This is a genomic window from Undibacterium sp. GW821-FHT11B02 (genome assembly GCF_058808955.1).
In genome coordinates, this window is record NZ_JBXASD010000006.1 from 63,464 (window position 1) to 83,044 (window position 19,581).

The window sequence follows — 19,581 nt, forward strand, 5'->3', positions numbered from 1 at the left end:
GGAGCAAGCTAATGTTTCAATATTATTTTTTACTGGGCATACGCAGCCTGCGCCGCAACCCGGCCTTGACTGCATTGATGGTATTGACACTGGCAATAGGTGTTGCAGCCAGTATATCCACGCTGACTATTTTGCATGTCATGTCTGGTGATCCCATCCCACAAAAGAGCAAACGCTTGTTCATGCCTGTGCTGGATAACGGCCCACTCAAAAGTTATACCCCAGGTGAGCGACCAAACGATCACCAGATGAGCTATCGCGATGTCACCAATCTTTTACCTGGAAAAATCGGAGAAAGGCGCACTGCGCTGTATGGTGTCGAAATGGCGATAGAACCTGCCCGCAAAGACTTACCAGCCATGTCGTCTGAAGGCGTGGCAACCACCCGTGATTTCTTCGGCATGTTTGACACGCCTTTCCTGTACGGCCAGGCGTGGGAAGCAGACAGCGACAGCAAAGCAGCCGATGTAGTCGTGTTAACACGTGCATTATCCGAAAAGCTGTATGGAAAATCAGACCCCATTGGTCAGTACCTGACCATGATAGGACATGAATTCAAGATCGTCGGTGTCCTGAATAACTGGGACCCAAGTCCACGTTTTTACCGCTTTGTCGGGCGCAGTGCCGCCTTTGGAGTACAGGATGAATTTTTCATCCCCCTTGCCAGCGCAGTCCGTCATGAAATCACGCATTCAGGAGGTATGGGATGTACCGCCGAAAATGAGCCAGGCTGGCAGGGACGTCTGGATTCAGAGTGTACCTGGCTGCATTTCTGGTTTGAGTTGAAGTCAGAGGGGCAACGTCAGGAATTGCAAAGCTATCTGGATAATTACACGGCAGAACAGCACAAATTAGGTCGCTACATGCGCCAGGCAAAGAATAAGTTATTCAACGTCATGGAATGGCTGCAAGAATCCAATGTGGTTGGCAACGATAACAAACTCTCTGCCTGGCTGGCATTTGGTTTCCTGTTGCTATGTCTGGTGAATACCATCGGGCTACTGCTGGCAAAATTTTCTGTGCGTGCATCTGAAGTTGGTGTGCGACGTGCACTGGGGGCATCACGCAAAGAGATATTTAATCAATTTCTGATCGAAAGCAGTGTCATCGGTCTGGCTGGCGGTTTGACAGGCCTGGTGTTGGCTTTTGCGGCACTGGCACTGATAGCACTGCAATCAAAACAACTTACTGTGGTGGCACACATGGATTGGCAAATGCTGTCTATCACCTTCGTGATGTCTGTCACGGCAGCCATCCTGGCGGGATTATTCCCAACCTGGCGTGCCTGTCAGGTAACGCCTGCTATTCAACTCAAATCACAATGAGGGCAATATGAAACTCAATCTGGAAATTCGCCCTATCCTGTCTGCGCTCATGCGCAGCAAAACAGGTGCCATTCTGGTGGCCATACAGGTGGCTATCAGTCTGGCAATTTTGGCCAATGCCGTATACATCGTCAAACTGCGGCTGGCTGTAGTAGCCCGTCCCAGCGGAGTGGTCGCAGAAAACGACATGTTTTCCCTTGGCATCAGTAACCGCCAATTGGGTGAACACGCCGCCCAAATAAGCATGCAAAAGCAGGATGAAGCGACTATACGCAATGTGTCAGGTGTGCTGGCAGTGACCCTCGTCAGCCAGGTCCCCTTATCGCGGTCGGGCAGTACCAATGGTATTGCCTTAGACCGGAAACAGGCTACATCCAGTGCCAGTGTGTCTGTCTACGTTGCGGCAGAGTCCCTGATGAAAAACTGGGGCTTGAAACTGACTGAAGGGCGTGATTTCAATGCCAGTGAGTTTTTGGATCTGGACACATCCAGTAGCAAGGAATGGCCAGATACGGTCATCATTACCAGGGTGCTGGCGAGCAAGCTATTTCCCGGACAACCGACAGCTATTGGTAAAACCATCTACTTCGGGACGGGCGATAATGCCACAGCTGCACGTATCATTGGTGTCGTCGAGCGATTGCAGACGCATGGTGCCCAAATTGGGAATAAAGGTGAAGAATCGCTAATTGTGCCAGCGCGCATGACGAACGACACTTACTCCGTGTATTCCATACGCACTGAACCCGGTCAACGTGACAGGGTAACGAAGGATGTAGAGGCGGCATTGCGGGCGGCGTCGGCAACGCCTTTGATCATCCGTACCCGTAGCATGGAGGAAGATCGCTCCAGACGCTATCGCGCTGACAATGGCCTGGCCTGGATGCTGATTGCTGTCTGCTTGTTGCTCTTATTGGTGACTGCCAGCGGCATCGTCGGCATTTCCAGCCTGTGGGTGACCCAGCGACGCAAACATATCGGTGTACGCCGTGCACTGGGTGCTCGTCGCTTTGACATCTTGCGTTACTTCGTTACAGAAAATCTCATGATCACCAGTATTGGTATCTTGTGCGGCGTGGCGCTGGCCATCGCCCTGAACCAGCTTCTGGTCAGCCAGCTCGAACTACCTAAATTACCTGTGCAATATTTGGTGGGAGGAAGTGCTATTTTCTGGATACTTGGTATCATCGCAGTAGTGGGACCTGCTGCACGTGCGGCAGCCATCTCACCGGCAACTGCCACCCGTAGTACCTGACGCACCTGGTGCCCTGACAATCTACATCCTGACCATGCCTACCGTATTGATTATTGATGATAATTCCACCGTCGCAGTGGCGCTGGAAGTACTGTTCTCGTTGCATGATATCGATGCAATTTGCGCCACGTCGCCGGAACAGGGTCTGGCGATGCTGGAGCAACACGCGGTTGATCTGGTGATACAGGACATGAACTTTACGGCAGACACTACCTCGGGTGACGAAGGTAAGGCTTTGTTTAGTGACATCCGCAAACGCTTCCCTGATTTGCCTGTTGTGTTATTGACTGCCTGGACCCACCTCGATACTGCCGTTGACTTGATCAAGTCAGGTGCCGCCGATTATCTGGGCAAACCCTGGAATGACCAGAAGCTGCTGGCAACAGTGCGTAACCTGATAGAACTGGGCCAGACTAACCGTGCCCTGCAACAAAGATTGCAAAGAGAACGCCGGCAAAAACGCGAGCTGGAGCAAAAATTCAATTTATGCGGACTGGTCTGGAATGATCCGGCTACTGAACGGGTATTAGGTGTAGCTTGCCAGGTGGCGCGTGCCGATCTGCCCGTGCTGATTACTGGCCCCAATGGAGCGGGCAAGGAAAGGATTGCGCAAATTATCCAGGCCAATTCCAGTGTCAGGGATGGCCCCTTTGTCATCTTGAACTGCGGTGCCCTGCCATCCGAATTGATAGAAGCTGAATTGTTTGGAACAGAAGCCGGTGCCTATACTGGTGCAGGCAAGGCGCGCGAAGGCAAATTTGAAGCAGCCGACGGCGGCACTTTATTTCTCGATGAAATTGGCAACCTGCCGCTGGCAGGGCAAATGAAATTATTGCGTGTCCTGGAAACCGGGCGTTTTGAGCGCCTGGGCTCCAATAAAGAAAAACAGGTCAAGGTCCGGGTGCTGAGCGCAACTAACGCAGACTTGCCAGCCATGATCAAAGCTGGCAGTTTTCGACAAGACTTGCTGTACCGCTTGAACGTGATTGAATTACACCTGCCACCGTTGGCGGAACGGACTGGCGACATCTTGCCATTAGCAGAGAGTTTTCTGTCTGATGGTAAAAGCCTGCATCCCACAGCACAAAACTGCCTGCAGCAATATGCCTGGCCAGGTAATGTCAGGGAATTGAAAAATGTCTTGCAACGCGCTTGCCTGCTGGCAGCCAAAGATGAAATCATGCCGTCAGATTTAGGTTTGCCAGTCCATACATCCTGGGTCAGTGACAATGAACCGGATAAGGAAGCCATAGAACGCGCGCTGGGTAAGGCCGCTGGTGTCGTGGCACAGGCAGCTGCAGAACTGGGGCTGAGCCGTCAGGCCCTGTATCGCCGCATGGACAGGTTGGGCATCAGCCGCAACGCATGATGGCTGATTCCGCAAGCACCCGGGGCAAAGCCAGGCAAGGTCTGGTGCTATCACTGCTCAACCGCTTCAGCATCACTGTTGGCGGTTTGTTGACGCTTAGCGTGTTATTGACAGCGGGTCTGTACTACTGGCTCGATCAGCATCTGCTATTGGCAATTTCACTCAGTTTGTTGATCATGCTGCCAATTGGCCTGATCGTCATACGCAGCCAGTTGCACCCAATCATACGTCTGTTCCATGCCCTGGCTGGAACCGTCATCAGTTATCAGGATAACGATTTTTCTTTTGGTGTGCATTGGCCACGTGCAGATGAGTTGGGTGAGCTGGTCGACGCACACAATGCACTGGGCGATGTATTGCGTAGCCAACGACTGGACCTGGTACAACGCGAGCTCTTGCTTGACACCATGTTACAGAACACGCCAGTTGCCATGCTGCTCATCACCGACCAGAATGTGATTGTATTTGGCAACATCGCGGCACGACAATTGCTCAATCAGGGGCGAAAATTGGAAGGTCATCATTTCGATGAATTGCTGACCCAGCTATCTCCGTCATTGCGCGACGCCATACAACGTGGTGGTGATGGCTTGTTCACGGTCAGCGCGACAAGCGTGGATGAGGAGGAAGAGGTCTATCACCTCGCCCGTCGTCATTTCAGCCTGAATGGGCGGCATCATGAATTGTTCCTGTTACGGCACCTGACCGTGGAATTGCGTCGTCAGGAAGTGCAGACATGGAAGAAAGTAATAAGGGTCATCAGCCATGAACTGAATAATTCACTGGCCCCCGTCGCATCGCTGGCCAACTCGGCAGCAGAACTGGTACGACGCGGGCAGACAGAGCGCCTGCCCGCTATCCTGCACACCATAGAAGAACGTACCCGTCATCTGGAAAGTTTTATCGATGGCTATGCCAGGTTTGCGAAACTGCCGGCGCCGCGCCTGGAGAGTATCAACTGGACGATTTTCATTAACGATCTGAAATCCCAAATTATATTTACGTTAAAAGATAACATTCCAGATGAAGGCATCAGTGTCGATCCGGCACAAATGGAGCATGCGCTACTCAATCTGCTGAAAAATGCACATGAATCCGGATCTGCAGAAAACGAAATCTGCATGACGATACGTGTCGTGCAAGACATCGCCCGTATAGAAATCATGGACAGGGGCAGTGGTATGACGGATACCGTGATGTCAAACGCACTGATTCCATTCTATTCAACCAAACGCAGCGGTACCGGACTTGGGTTGGCGCTGGTACGGGAAATCATTGAGGCCCACGGAGGCAGGATCACGTTGAATAACAGAGACGGTGGCGGTTTGTCAGTCAGTTTGTTTTTACCCGTCAATCATGGCGCCAGGTAGGCATCCATCTTTGAAGGCAGTCTACTGTGCTGCCACCAACGGCAAGTTCATCCGCATGGAGAGACCGCCCGCCTGACGGTTGCTGGCAACGATGCGGCCTCCATGCGCCTGCATAACACGTTGGGTAATCGCTAGGCCCAGTCCATAGCCATCCATATTGCGTTCGGCATCGTGACCACGATAAAACGGCCGGAAAATACTGTCCAGTTCTGCTTCCGGAACACCATCACCTTCATCCAGCACTGTCACCTGAACTTCGCTATCCAGTACCGTCACTTCCAGCGTCACCGTGCTATCTGGCCGGGTATGCCTCAAAGCATTCCGCAATACGTTTTCAAAGGCACGGTATAGCAACTCGTATTTGCCCATCACACAGACCTGGGCAAGCGAGTCCGGCTGGCATGTAGTGCTGAATTTTTTTTGTATGGCTTGCGCCTCAAAGTATGCGGTATCCATGAGTTCGGTGATGAGTTCATCCATATGAATGATGTCTTGTCCGATACTGGCACCAGCTTCCAGTCTGGACAAGGTCAATAGCTCCCCCACCAGTTTGTCCATACGTATGGCTTCGCGCTCCATTCTTGCCATGTATTCTTCGGCTTTTTGCGGCTGCTGTCTGGCCAGGCCGATAGCTGCCTGCAAACGTGCCAGCGGAGAGCGCAGTTCGTGGGAAACATCATGCAAAAGACGGCGCTGACTTTGCAAGGCACCTGTTAATTGTTCCGCCATACGGTCAAAGTCACGGCCAAGTGCAGTCAATTCATCCTGACGTTGCCCCATGCTGTTACCTATGCGTGTCTGCAGGCTACCGCCTGCCAAGGAATGAAACGCCTCACTAAGCCGCCGTATTGGTTTCGCCATGTACCATGCCATCAGAGCAGCAAACAACAGGCTGGCGAAGAAAGCACCGACCATGGGCACCAGCGCACGAGAATTGTCATCATGCGGCGGCCCTTGAAGAAGCTGCCCTTGAGGTGGCTGCCCTTGCGGTGGTTCTCCTCGCATGGTCGGTCCACCTCTTGACGGCGGCTCCCCTGGCGGCTGGCCAGATGGGGGTTGCGGCGGTGGTCCGTTGTCAGAAAAACGTGGACCTTCAGCATACCGGTGAGGCTTATCAAAATCAGGACTGCCTGCGGGTGCGCCACTATAGTTGTCCTGATCACGATGCTTGAGCCAGAAAGTCGCACTGATCCCAGCAATTGCGGTCAGTTGCGCCAGCCAGATAAAGAAGAAAAATTTCCAGAACAATCGCCCCATGATTACTCGCGGGTCAGCATATAGCCCTGCCGGTAAACCGTCTGTATAACAGCACGGCCATCAGAAAACGCGCTGATTTTCTGTCGTATGCTGCTCAGATGTACGTCGATGTTGCGATCAAACCGGGTCAATGGCCGACCGAGGCCCTGTTCCGACAAATCACTCTTGCTGACGGTTTGCCCAGCATTTCTTGCCAGCAATTCCAACAGACTAAATTCAGTGCTGGTCAGATCCAGTAATTTATTATTCCATTCAGCCCGGCGTTGTCCTGGCCATATCTGCAAGGAACCGACAACCAGAGTTTGACGATCCTGTTCAATATTGGTACCGATCTGGGTACGTCGCAAGATGGCACGTAACCTGGCCAGCAATTCGCGAGGTGTGCAGGGTTTGGGAACGTAATCATCCGCGCCCAGTTCCAGTCCGATGATGCGATCCACATCATCACCCTTGGCTGTCAGCATCAATACCGGAATGCGGCTTTCGGCGCGAATACGGCGCAAGGCATCAATACCATTCATACGTGGCATCATCACATCCAGCACTGCAATTTCATGCTCGCCGGTCAAGGCTTCCCGTGCTGCCTGTTCGCCGTCATATGCTGTTGTTATGACAAAACCTTCACGCTCAAGGTATTCCTTGAGCATGCCTACCAGTTCGACATCATCGTCAGCGAGTAATACCTTGGTCATCGGGGCCAGCCAGTAATAAAAATAATATGCAAGTGTGGTGATCATAGCAAAATTCACCCTGATCTTTTGCAAATTTACTTGCTTTTACAGTCTTTTCAGACCAATTACACAAATTCCTTACCTATCTTTACGTTCGATTTACTGCGCTTTACAAGTGAAAAAGACAAAATACGACAACCTTCAACTTCCACATAAAATGCCATGACCAAGCTTAGCTCTCATCTCGAAACCGACCTGAATAATCTGCTGCAAGCAGCGGCTAACAGACGACAAATGTTGCGCTGGCTGACGGCAGGCAGCGCCATGTCCTTATTGGCATGTGGTGGCAGCAGCGGCACCAGTGGCACTACAAGCAGCACGACCAGTACGACTGGCACCACCACGACAACAGGCACCACAACCAGTACAGGCACAACGACAGGCACCAGTACCACGACCAGTGGTACTGCCTCATGCACTGTGATACCGGAAGAAACAGCCGGTCCTTATCCCGGTGACGGTACTAATAGCAACGGCAGCGGAATTGCCAACGCCTTGTTGCTGTCAGGCATAGTGCGCAGTGACATACGATCCAGCATTGCTGGTGCCACCGGTGTTGCGGTGGGCATACCGCTGACGATCAAATTACAATTGGTTAACACCAATGCCAGTTGTGCGTCGCTGGCTGGCTATGCGATTTATCTGTGGCATTGCGACCGTGGTGGCAATTACTCCATGTATTCGTCAGGTGTCACTAGTGAAAATTATCTACGCGGCGTACAGGAAACCGACAGCAGTGGTAATGTTACTTTCACGACCATATTCCCCGCTTGCTATTCTGGCCGCATTCCTCATGTGCATTTTGAGGTATACCCTAGCCTGGCTAAAGTCAGTAGTGCTGCCAACAAGGTGAAAACTTCGCAATTCACTTTCCCCATGGCGACGCTGAACGAGGCATATCAGTCCACCGGTTACAGCGCCAGCGTGACCAATCTGGCACAAATCAGCTATGCGACCGACAATGTATTCAGTGATGGCACCAGCCTGCAAATGGCTACTGTGACCGGGAACGCGACACTGGGTTATGTTGTTACTTTGAGCGTGGCAATTTCTGTATAAAAATTTTTATGTTTTACGCTGACTCATGCATTTATGCCTGAGTCAGCGGCAAGCGTATGGTCACCTGAGTTCCTTGACCAACTGCAGAGCGCAAGTCAAACTCGCCACTAAAAGCAGCTACCCTTTCGCGCATGCCGGTTATCCCTATACCAGCCGTATTATTGTGGCTGATATCAAAACCGGCACCGTCGTCACTGACCTCTATCTGTAACACCTGCTGTTCCGGCATCAGCGTCAATGCTACCTCTACCTGTGCAGCCTTGGCGTGCTTGAGTACATTCGATAATGCTTCCTGAATAATGCGGTAGGCAGAAATCGCCAATGCATTGTCAAGCTGGGAAAAGTCACCCTCACTGTCAAAGTGAAACTGACAGCCATGTGCATTGCTGTTGTAATGCCTGAGCATATCTTCAACCGCGCCCTGCAAACCCAGCATGTCCAACACTTCAGGGCGTAGACGACGTACCAGGTTGCGGCCATTGGCATACAGATCCAGCATCAATGTGGTGATGGCTTTGGCTCTTTCCTGTATTTCATCTGCCGCCGGACCCGGATCCAATTGTTCCGCCAGGTGCAAGATGCGTTGCGACTCCAGCCGGGCAGCGATCAGGGATGCATTCAACTCATCATGAATTTCTATCGCTATGCTCTTGCGTTCGTCTTCGACGATGGTATGCACTTTCTGTATCAGCTTTCTTTTTTCTGCGTTCGCTTTCAGGGCTTCATTGCGTGACTCCAGCAAATCCCTGGTTCTTTCCTGTACCTTGTTTTCCAGGTCTTGCTTGGACTGCTGGAGGCTGACCGACATGGTGTTGATGGAAGTCTGCAAATCCCCCAGTTCCCCACCTGTGCTCAATTCCAATGTGGTGGAATAATCGCCTTCGCGTATTTCACGCAGGGTTTCTATGGATCGCTGTAAAGGATAGGTCAGGCTTTGCGACAGGAACACTGCCACCATGGCACTGACCAGCAACGCCAGTGCGCTCAGCGCCAGTTCAAACTGGAAGCGCTGGCTATGCTTTTCCTGTAAGCGCGTGGGCGACATGGTGACCCGCACAAAGCCAATGATGTCGTTATCTTTGCCAGCTTTTTTTTCGCCTTCCATACTGCGACTGGATAAAACCGCCTTCCCGGGGTTTTTCAGGATATTGACCCATACCAGTTGCTTCTTGATGGCTACTTCTACATAACGCTCGTCACCCTGCACACGATTCGCTGAAATGATGTGGATGATATCTTTTTTGTCGGTATCCAGGACATCGATCCTGAAAATGCTGTGATCCGACTGCATGACATCCGTCATGGTGCTTCGCAAGCCGGGCATGTTTTTGGACAACAGATTGTATTCCACACTTTCTGCCAGCGCGGTCGACACCACGTAGGCCCGTTCTGCCAGTTCGGTGCGGGCTTCCTGCAAGCGCGAATGATAGGAATACCAGACGATGGAGCAGAACATGTAAATAACCGGCAGCAAGGTGATCAGTATCAAGCGCGTGCGTATGCCCCAATTCTTCCAGTTGAAGATATGCATATCCGACATTAGCAGCCGGCCATGGGGGACTGGATCATGGGGCAATCAGCCCATGTTTGACTGCCAGTTTGGTAATATATGCAGGCCGGTGTACACCAAGTTTTTCCTTGATGGCCTGGCTGACATTGCTGATGGTTTTTAGCGACAGGTCCAGCCGCTCGGCAATCTCGGCATTGGTCAATCCTTCTGCCATCAGCTTGAAAATTTCCAGATCCCGCACACTCAGCAAGGATTGCGGTGATTCATCACCACGCACCGACAGATTCGCCAGACGCTCGGCAATGGGGGGCAAGAAATACAATTCCCCCTGGTGAGCACGTTGCACTGCATTTGCCAAATCAGCCGGATCACAGTCTTTGGTAACAAAAGCCCTGGCACCCAGCCTGTAGGCTTCCTTGATCAGGGTATCCTGATCAAACTGACTGAGAAAGATGATTTTCGCATCCGGGAATTTCGCCAGAATCTCACGCGCCGCATCCAGTCCTGTCAGTTCAGCACCAAAGCGTATATCCAGTATCACTACATCTGGTTGCAATGCTGCATATTGCTCAAAGGCTTCTTGTGGTGTCTTGGCCTGTCCCAGCACTTTTATTCCCAGATTACCGAGCGACATGGCGAAGCCCGTCATCACGATGGGATGATCGTCAGCCAGTAACACTGTGATGTCGTATTGCTTTTTTATATTCATCCTATTTTCCTGTCTTACTGGGCAAACTACCCTTCACACGCAATCATAATGCTTTTTATTAGCAATATCATCCATCGACACTTGCCAGACGATTTTATTTCTCATTTTTTCCTCTCCGCTCTATAGCCCCACGCAGTAAGCCCCCGTAACACCACGCCCCTGCTGTCCCTTCAATTGCCAAAAAGCATTTAAATCTGATTTTTTAAGCTTAAAAACAACATCCAGCACGAAAATGAAAAAGGGAGTTCTTTCTATTTTAAATATAAATGCTTTTCAAAAGCATTTTTAATTGCTACATTAAAGTACATAGATTGCGCGAAAAACTACTTTCTCGGTTATTTCACAGAAAAAGGAATAGCGTGCCAGTCCAAGTTAATGCCCAGCATGGCTTACATAAACCGTGATTGGCCGTACCCCAAACCTGGAGAAAAATATGGAATTCACAGAAAACCAGCATCAATCCCAGCATCAATCAATTAGGCGCCTGTCACGTTTGGGTGTCGTCGCGGCTTTGCATGTGGTCTTGCTTGCCGTAGTACTGAATGACATGAAGATCAAGATTACGCTGCCGCACACCGATCCGCTGATCGTGGATTTTGAAAAACCCAAACAAGAAAAACCTGTCACGCGTGATCCGGTGATTGAACCGACCAAACCACCGCCACTAAAATCTGTTGTCATTGATCCACCCGTTGTTGATGGACCGGTGATTCATACGCCACCACCCAAAACGACAGACAATGATGGACCAATAATCACGCTGGGAAAAGAAGGTACAGGTAGTGGCAACGGAGGCACTGGGGTAAGCGATGTGCCCGCGCAGGCCAAAGCGCCGGTTCATGTGGCAGCGGTAGTTGATATGAGTCGCTGCGAAAAACCGGTTTATCCCTCCAGCTCCATACGCAACAGTGAAGAAGGCACCGTAACCCTCGCCATGCTCATCGGTACCAATGGTCGTGTGATGGATACCAAAACAGAAGGCAGTAGCGGCTATCGTAATCTGGACCGCGCGGCCAGCCAGGCATTATCCTTGTGCCGCTTCACACCCGGCACTATTGATGGCGTAGCACAGCAAAGCTGGACCAGGGTGCAGTATGTGTGGAAGCTGGATTAGCCAGAAATCCGGCGTGCTTGACATACTTTGGTCATACAAGCACTTTACAATCTGGGGGCTTCATTGCCCCTCTTTGGAAATGCCATGTCTGACGATCTTACCTCACGCAATAAGCCGCAGCGCCGACAGTTCCTGCGCCACATGACTGCCGGTGCAGGGGCACTGCTGGGTGGTACTGCCTTGCCCAGTCTGGGGCAGGAACAGGCGCAAGCACCTGCTTTGCTCACTGCTGACAAAGCCAGGCCGCAAATGCCATGCGGCGTCATGAGTGGTGACATTACCGGCAACAAGGCCATCATCTGGAGTCGCACGGACAGGCCAGCACACATGCTGGTTGAATATGCGAATAACGAAGCTTTCAAGAATGCACATCGCATTGCAGGTCCGCTGGCATTGCCGGGCACGGACTATACTGCCCGCGTAGATCTCAGTGGCCTGCATACTGGCCAACCTACTTTTTATCGCGTGCGTTTTCAGGATGCACAAAATCCCTCTGCCGTCAGCGAGGCTGTCAGCGGCAGCCTGTTACTGCCAGGCGGTACCCAGCGTGATATCTGCTTTGCGTTTTCTGGTGATGAAGCGGGCCAGGGCTGGGGCATCAATGAGGCATTTGGTGGTTATCGCATCTATGAAAGCATGCGCCGTTTTAAACCCGATTTTTTCATTCATTCGGGCGATCAGATTTATGCCGATGGTCCCATTCAGGCACAGGTCACTCTGGACGATGGCAGTATCTGGAATAACCTGGTGACACCAGCCAAGTCCAAAGTGGCGGAAACACTGGATGATTATCGCGGTAATTTTGCGTATAACTTCATGGATGCCAACAAGCGCCGCTTTGCTGCTGAAGTGCCTTTCCTGGTGCAGTGGGATGATCATGAAGTACGTAATAACTGGTATCCTGGCCAGCAAATAGGCGCAGCAGAAAAACGTTATCAACAACGTGACCTGAACACCCTGGCTGGCAATGCGCGCCGCGCCATGTTTGAATACAACCCGTATCGCATTAACCAGCATGACCCTGACCGCGTTTACCGCATGTTCAGTTATGGCCCCATGCTGGAAGTCTTCATGCTGGATGAGCGCAGCTATCGCGGTAACAATTCACCCAATCTGCAAACGGAATTGAATGATGATTCAGCCTTTCTGGGCAAACCACAATTGCAATGGCTAAAACAGGCATTGCTGCGTTCGCACTCGACCTGGAAAGTGATCGCCAGTGATATGCCGATTTCCCTTGTCGTGCCTGATCTGAACCCGGATGTTCCCAAGGGTACTTATGAAGCATGGGCCAATGCCGACAATGGCAAGCCATTAGGGCGCGAGCTGGAAATTGCAGACCTGTTGAAATTCATCAAGCAACACAATATCAAGAATGTGGTCTGGGTGACAGCCGATGTCCACTATGCGGCAGCCACTTACTATATGCCTGAGAAAGCCAGTTTCAGCGACTTCAAGCCTTTCTGGGAATTTGTCGGCGGTCCCTTGAATGCAGGTACCTTTGGTCCAAACGAAGTCGACCAGACCTTTGGCCCTGACGTGCGCTATGTCAGTGTCCCCAAGGATATGAAGCAGAACCGTTCACCTGCCGAACTATTACAATTCTTTGGCATTGCCAAAATTGACGCGAAAACCAAGGTCATGACGGTTTCTCTTCATGATATCGACGGCAAGAATTTGTATAAAGTGGATATTGATCCTGAAGCTTGATGCATCAAATGCATTCTTCAGACGTAAAAAAGGCTGACAATGTCAGCCTTTTTACTTGCAGCAGTCACACGGATGTGTGCTTACTTATAGACAGTCACCGGTTCAGTATTCTGTACTGGTGGCACCACAGGCTGCCCCTGCATACGGACATCTTGCCCACGGTTATTGCCCCGTGGATAACCGAACTGCACCATCAGCTCATTGTAGGCATTGTCTGCCAGCGTGCGTGATGTCTCTTGCATGACTTTACCGCGATTGAACACCACGCGGTCACCAGCACGGCTGATGATCTTGGTATCCACGCCTGAACCGCTGGCACTGAACGCTGCCTTGACTTCATAGGTCCTGGTGTTGATCAGACTGAAATCGGCAACCAGGTCCAGTGACAGGCTGGCTGTCATGGAATTACCATATTGCAGTTGATTGCTTTCCTGGCGGAACTGGATATTGCTCAGCGTGCCAAACAAGACATAGTCAGCACCAGGATACATACCCTGCTTGATACGACCAATGATGTCGTAAATTTTTTCCATAGGCTTGCCGACATAAGGGCGTGCCTGTACTAGCGCAACGCCACCACCCTTGATCAGTGCCCCTTTCAGGTCTGCGGTATAGGTTTTCAGTTCGCCGCGGTCAATATAGGTATAAAAGCCTTCGGCTTCATAGTAATTGCTTTCGCTCTTGGCGTTGACATTGCCGCGTTGCGAATAGCTGCGATCTGTTTCACGCTCGCTATAACTTCCCTTGACACTGCTTTTGCTGGAGGCAGACACCACATGAAAATATTCGCTGACTTTTTCTTCATACGTCAGATCAGTCACGGCAATTTTTGGTTCAGCCGCGTAAGCGCTGAATGCAGCAGCCGAGCAAAACAGGCCTGCCATCAATTTTTTCAGATTCAACATCGTATTTCCTTTTTGAAGGATTAGCGCTTGGAAGTTTTACGAATTTCTTTTTCGTCTTGCCATTCGATGGAACCATCTTCCACGTCATACAACTTCAAGGTCATTTTATAAAACACGTCCTTGGTGTTTGCACTTTGTTTGACGATGGAAACAATCTCACCTTCCAGGGAATACTTGGCGGCTGACATATTACCGATTTTTGCCTTGCCGGCGCTTTTGTACAAGCCACTTTGATTTTGACGTTGCAGCTCGTCAACGCCTTGCTGCATCTCATCGGCACTACGGGTGAACTTGACCTTGTGACTTTTAACCAGAGCAGTCTGGATGCTGTTCATGATGGATTTGGTATCGATGTATTCACTGGTCTTGTTGCGTACACCAGCCAGTGTCATGGTCGGGCGATTTGCCAATACCGGATCTTCCAGCAGGGAACCGACCATTTTTTCTGCAATCATCTGCAAATCCGTGGAACCGAATTCATTGGTGACGGTTTCTACTGCCTTGTTGTCGCCATAAGTCGTCTGACGCGCCAGGCTGACAGTAGGTTGAGACAATTTTGTCTGACAGGCGCTGAGTGAAGCGCAAACCAGAGCCAGCATGAGGCAGGATTTGGACAGTGAGGAAATGCTTTTCATAGGTACTCCGTAAATAAATTTTATCTGTATCAGGTCTGTATCAAATTAACGTGGTTCTGCACTCATTTCAATTTTGAAATCAGTCGCTTGCGGACCGTAGGCTGTACCTTTGATGAACTGGCTTTGCTTGCCCAATATCATCAACGGTTTCCATACTTCACCGTCACCAACCTGCATGCCTGCAGCGTCTGTCCAGCGGAAACGGTAATACACCCGTACGTCTCTGACAATCTGATTGACCAGTTCTGCCTGCACCACCATGACATCATTTTTGCGTTGTGAGCGCAGGTCAGTGACCTGCACACCTTCCAGCGTGCCACGCACGATCAGCTTGGCAGCAATGCCAGGGGACACTGCATTAGGAATATCATCCGCCATGACTGGTGCAGCAAAACAGACTGCGAGCAAAGTGGCGCATGCTGCAAATTGTTTGGAAAACTGTTTCATATACCCTCTTTTATCAACTGGATGTCAATTGGATTTGGCACTGCTGGTACTGGTTGTCGTCGTCGCCGTGGTGGCCGTAGCAGCCTTGGTTGCTGGCTTTGCTTTTGTCTTGGTCTTGGTTTTAGCTGTTTCAGCGGGTTTGGCTTCCGGCTCGGCCTGTAATTGTGCCACAGGTGTCACGCTGCCAAATCTGGCCTGGTCACCCAGGTAAGTCTTGTCCTGATACATGCGGACCGGCACCACCATGTAACGACCATCCACCGTCAGCTTCATGCTGTCACCCGGGCGGTTGGAAAAATTCACTTCATATTCACCAGGTGCAATAAAAGCACGCGCAACAAAGACGCGCTCAGGCAAGCTACGCCACATGCGGTCATCCGCCGGACTTTCAGTCGCCACCACAGCAACGTTTGCAGCCAGGCCAGCAAGCGCACCGAATTTTTTGTTGACCTGATCCTGCACCACCGCCTTGGTTACGGTACGAATTGCAGCACGCATTTGTATACCCGGCAATTCATCTTTCAATGCTTTACGCGCCATGACATTAAAGTCTGTGACCAGCGCCGTTGGCAACACCTGGCTACCCACACGCACACTATCAACTACAGGTGCATTGGCATCAGGATAAATCACCGGGAAAGCGAAGGAAACCGTCACCAGCCCCCTGCCCGTTGGCACAGGAAAAGCAATTTTCTTGGATTGACGTGCAGGCGAATTACCGGCTTCGATAATGAACAATACGTCCGTCACGCCTTTTTTGCGGCGGAAGCTGGTGCGTTGATCGAGTCCCTTGAGGCCATCTTCCAGTACTGGCAAATCGGGGCGCAATTCTATCGCCTTGCGATAGCCAGGTGCTGCCAGACCAGGTTCGTTCAGGGCTTCATACACAAAACCAGCCATGTAATGACTGAGCGCATTCTGGTAGCCGTTTTTCAGTTTCAGAACTTCAGGGTCATTCAAGGTTTCTACCGGGTAACCATTAAGTTCCTTGCCTGTCGCGCTGACGCCTTTGTCTTTGGCTTCTTTTTCAGCTTCTGCAGTTTCCTTGGCGCGGAATTCGGCAATCACGGCTTCGCGTTCATGGGTACGTTTGATATCGACACGTGCTGTATCCAGATCACCCAGGTTCAGGCGGTTCATTGCCATGCGCGTGGTCAACATGACTTTTTCGTAGTCCTGACCTTCATAATCACGGCTGACATCCCCCATGATGGTGGCACCAATCTGGCCCATTAATTTCTGGGGTGAGGACTTGGCGGTTTCTTCCCATACCTTCACTTTGGTGTCAGCAACATCAAACGCATCCTGGCTGTCCTTGTAGCGCTTGCCTATGCGCATCAATTCACCTTTTTCCAGATTCAGCAACAGATCAGTTTTATTGCTGCCTTGCGTTTGTGCTTCCACTTGTTTGATTGCTTCATCAATCTGGCCGCTTTTGGCGACAGAAAGGGAAGCTGCTACTTTACTGTCATGGGTTGGTGTTGTCACACAACCGGCAAGCAAAAGTGCTGCAACAATAGGGGTATAGGAGACGGTCGATAGGCGCATAGTTATGATTATGATTATGGGTAAAACAAAAGAAATACAACATGCAAAACGCTTCCTTCAACATGTTACGGCGCGAGCACAGCCGATAAGTATAGTAAGGCTTTGCAATAATGTCATTGAAAGAACTGCTACAAAAATACAGTTATGTAACGAGTTGTAATCAACATATTTCAAAATGACACAACTTTATTGAAGTTTTCGTGCATCTGTTTCCGCCAGCCAATTATCAACTTGATGCATGAAATCTGGCAGGCGATTGATGTCCTTGCCACCAAGGCTATGCCCAACACCGGGAAAGCGACTGATATGAATTTGCTTGCCAGCAAGATTAAACGCTTGCTGCAAATCATCAACAGCACCAGCGGGTATCACAGGATCAGCCTCCCCCACTGCCAGAAAGATAGGTATGTCTGCATGCAGCAAATTCTGTGTTTGTGGAATCGCAGCAATTTCGGACCAATAACGCCAACTGCGCGCGTGTATGCGTACGGCATCAGGATCAGCTGGCACCGTCAGCAACGCTGTCTGCAAAGACAGCCACCCCTGTTGCATATGTGGGTAATGTTTGGCTAATGCCCCGTAGGCATCCAGTGCATTCATGCCTGAATGGGAGAGCAAAACCAAATGCGTCGCATGTAGTTGTTGCGCCAATACTGGTGCCAGTTCTGCACCTTCAGACACGCCCCACACAATCAGACGCTGCGGAGTGACACCTTGTCGTTGCAGGCTGGCCAATTGTGCCTGCATGAATTCCAGTTGATCTGCCTGCCACTGAGAGGGATGATCGGCACGTACAAAAGCATCACCACATGACTGGCCATTTGAGCCAGGAAAAATATACCGCTTGTGCAGAATAAGAATGCGCGTACGGCCAGACTCCCCTTCCATTCCAGAGAAATACTGCGGCAAAAATGCGCCCATGCTGACACAATCCGAACCCGAAATCACAAAGATCAGATTCGCCAGCGGCGCGTTGATATCCTCTTGTTGCCAGGGCTTTTTTTCGAGTTGATAGTAAATCGCCTTGCCACCATCGCTAAACTGGAATTGACTGAGTTGCACCTGCGTCCGTCCACGTTGCAGTTCGGCCATACCACAAGCGGACATCAGACAGCAAAGTATCGTGCCCGTCAACACTGACGCATATTTACGTAGGAATTTGAAGTCAGCTATTGTCATGATTCGTGGCTTAGCTGATTACCACTTGTTGCAGCTCATTTTGAAAATGCCTTGCGTGACCCATCTTCATAGAGCAGATCATCCGACAATTGCTTGCCGTTATCGTCCCAGGTGCGTTCGCGCTGTATGCGCCCGCGCTCATCATAATGGGATTCACGCACCAGTTTTCCATTTTGTGCAAAACCCTGATGGATGCCGACCGGGCGTTCGCGATAGCGGCCTTCATACACATAACGTTCGAGACTGGACATTTGGCCATTATCAAAATAATTGCGCACTTCCTTGATATCGTCCTTGCCGTCGATAAAGAATTTTTCATTGCGTTTGGGCTGACCGTTCAGATAAAAACTGGCGTCCGACACCAGGCGATTCTGGCGGCGACCATCTTTTTCGGTCAAGGCGTACAACTGTTCATGCACTTTCGGGCCGCTTTCGTGATATTCGACTTCGCGTTCGATGGCTGCAGGTTTTTCTGTGATATTCCAGACTGTCTCTTTGCGCAAAACACCCGCATCGGAATATTGCTTGCGGGTCTTTTGTTTGCTGCCCAGTTCTTCCACTGTCTCCGGTTTTCCGTTGTCATGAAAAAAGGTAGCTTGCTGGCGGATACCAGCCAGCAAGGTGAACTGGCTGCGCAGGCGGCCACCTTCAGCATACAACTGCACCTGCGATGGCTTACCATTGAAACCACACAAGGCAGCGTCATTCACATGCGGTGCCAACAAGGGCTTATCAGCACATTCAATTTCACTTAGCTGTTTGTCTTGCGTGTATTTGACTGCGGCTTTTTCTTTTGGATCCTCACCGATAAAGGCGATGCGTTTTACCACGCCGTTTGGATGCCATTCGCGCACCAGGCCACGCACGTTGCTATTCACATAGTTTTCTTCACGCAGCACTTGCCCATTCGGGGCGAATTCGCGCGAACGTCCATGCATGTTGCCACGTTCATTGACGTTATATTCTTTCGTCAACACACCATCCTTGTAATAACGCCGCACCCCCATGAAAACACCAGCCTGCAATTCCTGCTCGCGCACCAGCTTGCCGCTATTCCTGTCCACGCATTTCATGATGCCGGTCTTGCCTGCTGTCGTGCTGCCATTCGCTGGGTTGACTGATTCCTTATTCAGCTCGCAGTCTTCAATGGCGAATGCTGCAGTAACCGGTATCAGCAACATGACGGCCAACACCAGTCGTCCCCGAAATGGGATTGGATAAGAGGAAAGATTTTTCATAGAACTCAGGAATAAGTGTCAAAATAAATATCAATACTCTCAACTTTAGCATTACTTAAACCCATATCCTGTAAAACTTGGTAAGTGAGAAAAGCAGGGAACAGTCACAAATGAAAGGGGGAGTACGATAGGGGCACAGGTGACATCGTAACATGCCTTTTTGATAATTATCGCCTTCTAACCTTAGTCTCTTCCTCTGTCAAGACTGGCGCAAAGCCAC

General features: G+C 50.7%; 17 protein-coding genes. 7 read left to right on the top strand and 10 right to left on the bottom strand.

Annotation, left to right across the window (positions count from 1 at the left end):
• The first annotated feature begins 11 nt into the window (after nucleotides 1-11).
• From AC1RVX_RS13780 to AC1RVX_RS13795, 4 genes are read left to right on the top strand one after another with little or no spacing between them, the layout of a single operon-like run.
• Nucleotides 12-1,325, top strand: a complete 1,314-nt coding sequence (locus tag AC1RVX_RS13780) for an ABC transporter permease (protein WP_493217174.1) — start codon at nucleotides 12-14, stop codon at nucleotides 1,323-1,325.
• Nucleotides 1,326-1,332: 7 nt separating this feature from the next.
• A complete protein-coding gene (locus AC1RVX_RS13785; protein WP_493217175.1) occupies nucleotides 1,333-2,580 on the top strand; it encodes an ABC transporter permease in 1,248 nt (415 codons plus the stop codon).
• 34 nt (nucleotides 2,581-2,614) lie between these two features.
• Nucleotides 2,615-3,949, top strand: coding sequence for a sigma-54-dependent transcriptional regulator (locus AC1RVX_RS13790; RefSeq protein WP_493217533.1), 1,335 nt, complete (start codon nucleotides 2,615-2,617; stop codon nucleotides 3,947-3,949).
• Nucleotides 3,946-5,319, top strand: coding sequence for a sensor histidine kinase (locus tag AC1RVX_RS13795; RefSeq protein WP_493217176.1), 1,374 nt, complete (start codon nucleotides 3,946-3,948; stop codon nucleotides 5,317-5,319). Before AC1RVX_RS13790 ends, AC1RVX_RS13795 begins: the two co-directional genes overlap by 4 nt.
• A gap of 21 nt (nucleotides 5,320-5,340) precedes the next feature.
• On the opposite strand, the gene AC1RVX_RS13800 is transcribed toward AC1RVX_RS13795, so the two are convergent.
• Nucleotides 5,341-6,576: a sensor histidine kinase gene (locus AC1RVX_RS13800; RefSeq protein WP_493217177.1), complete on the bottom strand. Its 1,236-nt coding sequence runs from the start codon at nucleotides 6,574-6,576 to the stop codon at nucleotides 5,341-5,343.
• Between the two features lie 2 nt (nucleotides 6,577-6,578).
• Nucleotides 6,579-7,268: a response regulator gene (locus AC1RVX_RS13805; RefSeq protein ID WP_493217534.1), complete on the bottom strand. Its 690-nt coding sequence runs from the start codon at nucleotides 7,266-7,268 to the stop codon at nucleotides 6,579-6,581.
• 201 nt (nucleotides 7,269-7,469) lie between these two features.
• Here AC1RVX_RS13805 and AC1RVX_RS13810 point away from each other — a divergent pair, with 201 nt between their 5' ends.
• Nucleotides 7,470-8,366 (top strand): dioxygenase family protein, encoded by an 897-nt coding sequence (locus AC1RVX_RS13810; RefSeq protein WP_493217178.1) that lies wholly within the window; start codon nucleotides 7,470-7,472, stop codon nucleotides 8,364-8,366.
• Nucleotides 8,367-8,397: 31 nt separating this feature from the next.
• On the opposite strand, the gene AC1RVX_RS13815 is transcribed toward AC1RVX_RS13810, so the two are convergent.
• Both AC1RVX_RS13815 and AC1RVX_RS13820 read right to left on the bottom strand, forming a co-directional pair.
• Nucleotides 8,398-9,906 (bottom strand): sensor histidine kinase, encoded by a 1,509-nt coding sequence (locus tag AC1RVX_RS13815; protein ID WP_493217179.1) that lies wholly within the window; start codon nucleotides 9,904-9,906, stop codon nucleotides 8,398-8,400.
• Nucleotides 9,907-9,931: 25 nt separating this feature from the next.
• Nucleotides 9,932-10,585: a response regulator gene (locus AC1RVX_RS13820; RefSeq protein ID WP_493217180.1), complete on the bottom strand. Its 654-nt coding sequence runs from the start codon at nucleotides 10,583-10,585 to the stop codon at nucleotides 9,932-9,934.
• Nucleotides 10,586-11,018: 433 nt separating this feature from the next.
• On the opposite strand from AC1RVX_RS13820, the gene AC1RVX_RS13825 reads away from it, so the two are divergent.
• Both AC1RVX_RS13825 and AC1RVX_RS13830 read left to right on the top strand, forming a co-directional pair.
• Nucleotides 11,019-11,699: an energy transducer TonB gene (locus tag AC1RVX_RS13825; RefSeq protein ID WP_493217181.1), complete on the top strand. Its 681-nt coding sequence runs from the start codon at nucleotides 11,019-11,021 to the stop codon at nucleotides 11,697-11,699.
• A gap of 84 nt (nucleotides 11,700-11,783) precedes the next feature.
• A complete protein-coding gene (locus tag AC1RVX_RS13830; protein ID WP_493217182.1) occupies nucleotides 11,784-13,409 on the top strand; it encodes an alkaline phosphatase D family protein in 1,626 nt (541 codons plus the stop codon).
• Nucleotides 13,410-13,489: 80 nt separating this feature from the next.
• Here the strand turns inward: AC1RVX_RS13830 and AC1RVX_RS13835 are convergent, their stop codons facing one another.
• The 6 genes from AC1RVX_RS13835 to AC1RVX_RS13860 all read right to left on the bottom strand — a co-directional run bounded on the left by AC1RVX_RS13835 (nucleotide 13,490) and on the right by AC1RVX_RS13860 (nucleotide 19,361).
• A complete protein-coding gene (locus AC1RVX_RS13835) occupies nucleotides 13,490-14,314 on the bottom strand; it encodes a hypothetical protein (protein WP_493217183.1) in 825 nt (274 codons plus the stop codon).
• A 20-nt stretch (nucleotides 14,315-14,334) separates the two neighbouring features.
• Nucleotides 14,335-14,949 carry a penicillin-binding protein activator LpoB gene (gene lpoB / locus AC1RVX_RS13840; RefSeq protein ID WP_493217184.1) on the bottom strand — a complete coding sequence of 205 codons (615 nt, stop codon included), beginning with the start codon at nucleotides 14,947-14,949 and terminating at the stop codon, nucleotides 14,335-14,337.
• 45 nt (nucleotides 14,950-14,994) lie between these two features.
• On the bottom strand, nucleotides 14,995-15,396 hold the full coding sequence (locus AC1RVX_RS13845; RefSeq protein ID WP_493217185.1) for a YcfL family putative periplasmic lipoprotein: 402 nt from the start codon (nucleotides 15,394-15,396) through the stop codon (nucleotides 14,995-14,997).
• 24 nt (nucleotides 15,397-15,420) lie between these two features.
• Nucleotides 15,421-16,944: a COG3014 family protein gene (locus tag AC1RVX_RS13850; RefSeq protein ID WP_493217186.1), complete on the bottom strand. Its 1,524-nt coding sequence runs from the start codon at nucleotides 16,942-16,944 to the stop codon at nucleotides 15,421-15,423.
• 186 nt (nucleotides 16,945-17,130) lie between these two features.
• Nucleotides 17,131-18,123, bottom strand: coding sequence for an alpha/beta hydrolase family protein (locus AC1RVX_RS13855; protein ID WP_493217187.1), 993 nt, complete (start codon nucleotides 18,121-18,123; stop codon nucleotides 17,131-17,133).
• 35 nt (nucleotides 18,124-18,158) lie between these two features.
• Nucleotides 18,159-19,361 (bottom strand): toxin-antitoxin system YwqK family antitoxin, encoded by a 1,203-nt coding sequence (locus AC1RVX_RS13860; RefSeq protein ID WP_493217188.1) that lies wholly within the window; start codon nucleotides 19,359-19,361, stop codon nucleotides 18,159-18,161.
• Nucleotides 19,362-19,581 lie beyond the last annotated feature (220 nt).

What these genes read in the sequence shown, in the direction of transcription:
- AC1RVX_RS13780 (WP_493217174.1), top strand. Translation starts at nt 12, where the DNA reads ATGTTTCAATATTATTTTTTACTGGGCATACGCAGCCTGCGCCGCAAC.
- AC1RVX_RS13785 (WP_493217175.1), top strand. Translation starts at nt 1,333, where the DNA reads ATGAAACTCAATCTGGAAATTCGCCCTATCCTGTCTGCGCTCATGCGC.
- AC1RVX_RS13790 (WP_493217533.1), top strand. Translation starts at nt 2,615, where the DNA reads ATGCCTACCGTATTGATTATTGATGATAATTCCACCGTCGCAGTGGCG.
- AC1RVX_RS13795 (WP_493217176.1), top strand. Translation starts at nt 3,946, where the DNA reads ATGATGGCTGATTCCGCAAGCACCCGGGGCAAAGCCAGGCAAGGTCTG.
- AC1RVX_RS13800 (WP_493217177.1), bottom strand. Translation starts at nt 6,576, where the DNA reads ATGGGGCGATTGTTCTGGAAATTTTTCTTCTTTATCTGGCTGGCGCAA.
- AC1RVX_RS13805 (WP_493217534.1), bottom strand. Translation starts at nt 7,268, where the DNA reads ATGACCAAGGTATTACTCGCTGACGATGATGTCGAACTGGTAGGCATG.
- AC1RVX_RS13810 (WP_493217178.1), top strand. Translation starts at nt 7,470, where the DNA reads ATGACCAAGCTTAGCTCTCATCTCGAAACCGACCTGAATAATCTGCTG.
- AC1RVX_RS13815 (WP_493217179.1), bottom strand. Translation starts at nt 9,906, where the DNA reads ATGTCGGATATGCATATCTTCAACTGGAAGAATTGGGGCATACGCACG.
- AC1RVX_RS13820 (WP_493217180.1), bottom strand. Translation starts at nt 10,585, where the DNA reads ATGAATATAAAAAAGCAATACGACATCACAGTGTTACTGGCTGACGAT.
- AC1RVX_RS13825 (WP_493217181.1), top strand. Translation starts at nt 11,019, where the DNA reads ATGGAATTCACAGAAAACCAGCATCAATCCCAGCATCAATCAATTAGG.
- AC1RVX_RS13830 (WP_493217182.1), top strand. Translation starts at nt 11,784, where the DNA reads ATGTCTGACGATCTTACCTCACGCAATAAGCCGCAGCGCCGACAGTTC.
- AC1RVX_RS13835 (WP_493217183.1), bottom strand. Translation starts at nt 14,314, where the DNA reads ATGTTGAATCTGAAAAAATTGATGGCAGGCCTGTTTTGCTCGGCTGCT.
- lpoB (WP_493217184.1), bottom strand. Translation starts at nt 14,949, where the DNA reads ATGAAAAGCATTTCCTCACTGTCCAAATCCTGCCTCATGCTGGCTCTG.
- AC1RVX_RS13845 (WP_493217185.1), bottom strand. Translation starts at nt 15,396, where the DNA reads ATGAAACAGTTTTCCAAACAATTTGCAGCATGCGCCACTTTGCTCGCA.
- AC1RVX_RS13850 (WP_493217186.1), bottom strand. Translation starts at nt 16,944, where the DNA reads ATGCGCCTATCGACCGTCTCCTATACCCCTATTGTTGCAGCACTTTTG.
- AC1RVX_RS13855 (WP_493217187.1), bottom strand. Translation starts at nt 18,123, where the DNA reads ATGACAATAGCTGACTTCAAATTCCTACGTAAATATGCGTCAGTGTTG.
- AC1RVX_RS13860 (WP_493217188.1), bottom strand. Translation starts at nt 19,361, where the DNA reads ATGAAAAATCTTTCCTCTTATCCAATCCCATTTCGGGGACGACTGGTG.